6 protein-coding genes are annotated in these 4,450 nt (G+C 65.4%); all 6 read left to right on the top strand.

All coding sequences use genetic code 11. From position 1 onward, the window contains the following. Positions 1–296: sensor histidine kinase (locus QOI01_RS02980; protein ID WP_526378453.1), on the top strand; the 296-nt coding region annotated here is incomplete at its 5' end. A gap of 52 nt (positions 297–348) precedes the next feature. Beyond that, a complete protein-coding gene (locus QOI01_RS02975; protein WP_526378451.1) occupies positions 349–1,212 on the top strand; it encodes an alpha/beta fold hydrolase in 864 nt (287 codons plus the stop codon). After that, complete coding sequence (locus QOI01_RS02970) at positions 1,209–1,463, top strand: thiamine pyrophosphate-binding protein (RefSeq protein WP_526378449.1); 255 nt, start codon at positions 1,209–1,211, stop codon at positions 1,461–1,463. Before QOI01_RS02975 ends, QOI01_RS02970 begins: the two co-directional genes overlap by 4 nt. 233 nt (positions 1,464–1,696) lie before the next feature. Next, positions 1,697–2,512: an acetolactate decarboxylase gene (gene budA / locus QOI01_RS02965; protein WP_526378447.1), complete on the top strand. Its 816-nt coding sequence runs from the start codon at positions 1,697–1,699 to the stop codon at positions 2,510–2,512. Further along, positions 2,502–3,089, top strand: a complete 588-nt coding sequence (locus QOI01_RS02960) for a hypothetical protein (protein ID WP_526378445.1) — start codon at positions 2,502–2,504, stop codon at positions 3,087–3,089. Before budA ends, QOI01_RS02960 begins: the two co-directional genes overlap by 11 nt. A 14-nt stretch (positions 3,090–3,103) precedes the next feature. After that, a partial coding sequence (locus QOI01_RS02955) for a serine/threonine-protein kinase (RefSeq protein WP_526378443.1) occupies positions 3,104–4,450 on the top strand: 1,347 nt, incomplete at its 3' end.

The following is a 4,450-nucleotide window of genomic DNA, read 5'->3' as shown; positions in this document are numbered from 1 at the left end:
TTGCCGCCTACTACGTCGTTGCCGAAGCGCTCACGAACGCTGCGAAGCACGCACACGCATCCCAGGTGAGTGTGTACACCGAAACCGACGTGGCGAAGCTTCGTCTCGAGGTTCGAGATGACGGAATGGGCGGAGCCGATATGGGCAAGGGGTCAGGACTTACCGGCCTGATGGACCGAGTCGAGGCACTCGGCGGCCACATGCACATCTCCAGTCAGGTCGGAAACGGGACCGCTATATCTGTCGAGATTCCGTTCGAACTTCGGATGACCGAGCGTGGGTTGTCTGGAAGGTAGCAGTCGGATCAGCCGGGTTAGCCGGTTGCACAAAGAACTTCAGGGAGTAGCTATGGACACAGTTGACGTCACCCATCACCGCTTGACGGCTAACGGCCTGGATCAGCACTACGTGACCGCCGGGCAAGGGCCGCCGGTGGTTCTGCTGCACGGCTTTCCGGAGTTCTGGTACGCCTGGCGGCATCAGATCCCCGTGCTTGCACAGTCTTACACCGTCATCGCACCCGATCTTCGTGGCTATGGCTACACCGAGAAGCCATACACCGGCTACGACAAACGCACCATGGCCAACGACATCCGTGCACTGATGGGCGCCCTGGGACACGACCGCGCCGCCGTCATCGGGCACGACCGGGGCGCCCGGGTGGCCTTACGCCTGGCCAAGGATCACCCCGACTTCGTCGAGCGGCTCGCGGTGCTCGACAACATTCCCACCCGCGTGCTTTTTGAGACGCTCGACGGCCCACTCGCCCGCGGACAGTGGTGGTTTCTGTTCAACGCCCTGCCGAATCTGCCCGAAGCCCTGATTACGGGACGTGAGGAAATCTGGTTGCGCCACTTCTTCAGCCAGTGGTCCCACAACCCGCAACTGATGACGCCCGACGACATCACGGAATACGTGCGCGCCTACCAGCAACCGGGCGCGGTCATGGGCGCCTGCAGCGACTACCGCGCGGGCGCAGAAGACGTCGCGCAGGACACCGAAGACCAAGACGTCAAGGTGGGGTGCCCGGTGCTTGCGCTGTGGGGCGCGGACTTCGAATGGGTGGGCAAAGCCTATGACGTTAGAGCCATTTGGGCTCAGATCGCCCCAGATCTGCGCACGGTCGCGGTTCCTGACTGCTGGCATCTGCCCCAGGAGGAACGACCCGACGAGGTGACCGCCCACCTCGTGAGCTTCCTGGCCGACGCATGACCGACGTGGCAGCGCAGCCGGTGCGAAGCGCGAAGCGGTTGGTGGAGGCCCTGACCGCGCACGGTGTGGACTACGTCTTCGGCGTGCCCGGGGCGAAGATCGACGCGGTCTTCGATGTGCTGGCCGACGGGGGCCCGCAGGTTGTGGTGTGCAGGCACGAGCAGAACGCGGCCTTCATGGCCGGCGTGATCGGCCGGGCGCGCGCACCACCCTCACCGCACTTCTCGTCGTCGTCGCGCTCGCCGCGGTAATGGTGCTACCGGCACTGGGCTATCTGATGTGGATCACCCAGGCCCAGAAGTGGACCACACCCACGACTGACAAGGGCACAACGCCGGTCACATACCGAGCAACAGGCCACAATGACCACCACGCATCAATCCATCCGAGGAGTGCCGAAATGACGACCAATGACTGGTAAGGGGCCGCGCAACGGCAGCCGTCGCACGTCCACGTTCCGTCGGAGCATGAACGCGGTTTGAAAATGAGCACTCCGCGCCAGGCAGCCCACGACCGATTCCGGCACTGGGCCACGGCCATGATCACCCACCCATACCGCAGCGCCCAGGTCCGCCACGACACCGGTGGAGATAGGGAGCTCTATCAGTCGTCCACCATCGGCGCCCTGCTCGACGGTGTCTACGACGGCGACGTCACCATCGCAGAAATCCTGCGCCACGGCGACTTCGGGCTGGGCACCTTCAACCGCCTAGACGGTGAGATGGTCATCCTGGACGGCGTCTGCTACCACTTGCGGGCCGACGGCAGCGCAACAGTGGCCGCGGCCACCGAACGCACACCCTTTGCGGCGGTCACGCGCTTCCGAGCCGATCACACCCTCGCGTTCACGCTGCCAACGAACCGAGCCGACGCCATCACCCAGATCGACCGTCTCGTCGGCAGCGAAAACCTCATGTACGCCATCCAAATCCATGCGCGATTCACCCAACTGAGCACGCGCACGGTAATGGCCCAAACCCTGCCCTACCCGCCCTTGATCGAGGCCACCCAAGGTCAGGCCGAGAGCCAACGCTCGGATCTGACCGGCACCCTCGCCGGTTTCCGCATGCCCGACTACGACCAGGGAATCTCAGTGGCGGGCTACCACCTCCACTTCCTCGACGACAACCACAGCGAGGGCGGTCACGCGTTGGACTTCGAAATAAGCCACGGCGAAGCACGCATCTGCACCCTCTCGCAGCTACACCTGAGCTTGCCCCGCACCCCGGACTTTCTCGCCGCCAACCTCGCGACAGCAGACGTCGCCGAGCAGATCCGACAGACCGAGGGTGGCCACTAACGGTCGCCTCGGTGGGCGCACCGTCAACCACCGATTCTCACTGCGCCGCGCCCCTGACGACGCCGCCCCGAGCATCGTTCGGCAATTTACTACCCTCCTGTCTCAACCTCGTGGACTGAGACGGCGAGTAGCCGCCGTCGAGGCTCCCGACACGTTCATCTCGGGCGAGGAGTCGGCGGTCGTCAGGCGCATCGAGGGCGGTCCGGCACTCCCCCGCGACCGCAAGCTCCTCACCACCGCATCCGGTGTGCGGGGCCGACCCACGCTGATCAACAACGTCGAGACACTGGCCCACGTCGCCCTGATCGCCCGGTACGGAGCCGAATGGTTCCGCTCGATCGGTGACCGGACACAACCAGGCTCCATGCTCGTCACGCTGTCGGGCGCGTTGAACAAGCGATGCGTCGTCGAGGTGCCCACCGGAGCGTTGTTGACCGACGTGATCGGACGGTTCGGATTCAGCGACCACCGCAACTTGCGTGCGGCCCACATCCAAGCCCACTCATCGGCCGTCGGCGTGCGGCAGATCGGTATATGCTCAGGTCAGGTGGCCATGGCGCGGCCGTGGCGCGGGTGATATCGAGACGACCGATGGCAAAGAGCGACCCGCTGCCGACGCAGGGGGATATGCACGCCGGGATCCCGGCGGAGTTGGCGGCTGCCGGCTTCGAGGATCCCAAGGAGATCGGCCGCGGCGGGTTCGGCGTGGTGTATCGGTGCAGCCAACGCGCATTGGATCGCACCGTCGCGGTGAAGGTGCTGACCGCGGATCTGGAGCCCGACAACCTGGAGCGGTTCGTGCGTGAGCAGGTGGCGATGGGGAAGTTGTCCGGGCATCCGCACATCGTCAACATCTTCCAGGTCGGGACCACCGCCACCGGCCGGCCCTACATCGTGATGCAGTACCACCCGCACGGTTCGTTGGAGGCGAAGATCCACGACAACGGGCCGGTCGGTTGGGCCGACGCGCTGCACATCGGGGTGAAGGTCGCGGGCGCGTTGGAAACCACGCACCGACGCCAGACGCTGCATCGCGACGTCAAACCGGCGAACATCCTGCTCACCGAGTACGGCGAGCCGCAGCTGACGGATTTCGGGATCGCCCGCATTATCGGCGGGTTCGAGACCGCGGACGGCGCGGTCATGGGTTCGCCGGCGTATACCGCCCCGGAGGTGCTGCTCGGGCAACAACCCGACGTGAGCTCCGATGTCTACAGCCTGGCGTCGACGCTGTTCTGCGCCGGCACGGGCCACGCGGTATTCGAGCGCCGCAAAGGCGAGCAAATGGTGACCCAGTTCCTGCGGATCACCAAGCACCCGATGCCGAGCCTGCGGGACTCCGGCCTGCCTACCGACGTTTGCGCGGTAATCGAGCAGGCGATGTCGCGCGATATCGAGGACCGCCCGGCGACCGCGAAGGCCTTCGGGGAGCAGTTGCGCGACGTGCAGCGACGGCACGGCTTGCCGGTCGACGACATGCCCGTGCCGATAGCTGCGCCGACGGTCCGGTACAACCCCACTCGGTCGCCGGGCACGCCATCCGGTAGCTACCCAGCGCGGATGGTGACGCCCCCGACGCCGGCAACCCGGTTCCAGCTACCGGTGTCGACGAAGGCGTTGGTCGACCGCGCGCGGCTGATCGACGTCCTACGAGGAGAACAGGACAAGAAGCTCACGGTGATCCACGGTCCAACCGGCTTCGGGAAGAGCACGCTTGCCGCCCAGTGGGCGAAGCAGCTGACCGCCGAAGGCGTCGCGGTGGCCTGGTTGACCGTCGACCACGACGACAACAATGTCGCCTGGTTCCTGTGCCATCTGATCGAGGCCATCCGCGCGGTGACGCCCACGCTGGCGACCGAGCTCGGCGAGGTACTGGAGGAGCACGGCGACGAGGCCGAGCGTTATGTCCTGACCTCGTTGATCAATGAGATCCATCAG

The organism is Mycobacterium sp. (assembly GCF_032162605.1).
Taxonomy (GTDB): domain Bacteria; phylum Actinomycetota; class Actinomycetes; order Mycobacteriales; family Mycobacteriaceae; genus Mycobacterium.
The sequence above is the reverse complement of the archived record's forward strand: the minus strand, read 5'-3'. Positions and strand labels throughout refer to the sequence as shown.

Bases quoted from the DNA above. Each gene is read 5' to 3' on its own strand.
- QOI01_RS02975 (WP_526378451.1), top strand. From the start codon at position 349: ATGGACACAGTTGACGTCACCCATCACCGCTTGACGGCTAACGGCCTG.
- QOI01_RS02970 (WP_526378449.1), top strand. From the start codon at position 1,209: ATGACCGACGTGGCAGCGCAGCCGGTGCGAAGCGCGAAGCGGTTGGTG.
- budA (WP_526378447.1), top strand. From the start codon at position 1,697: ATGAGCACTCCGCGCCAGGCAGCCCACGACCGATTCCGGCACTGGGCC.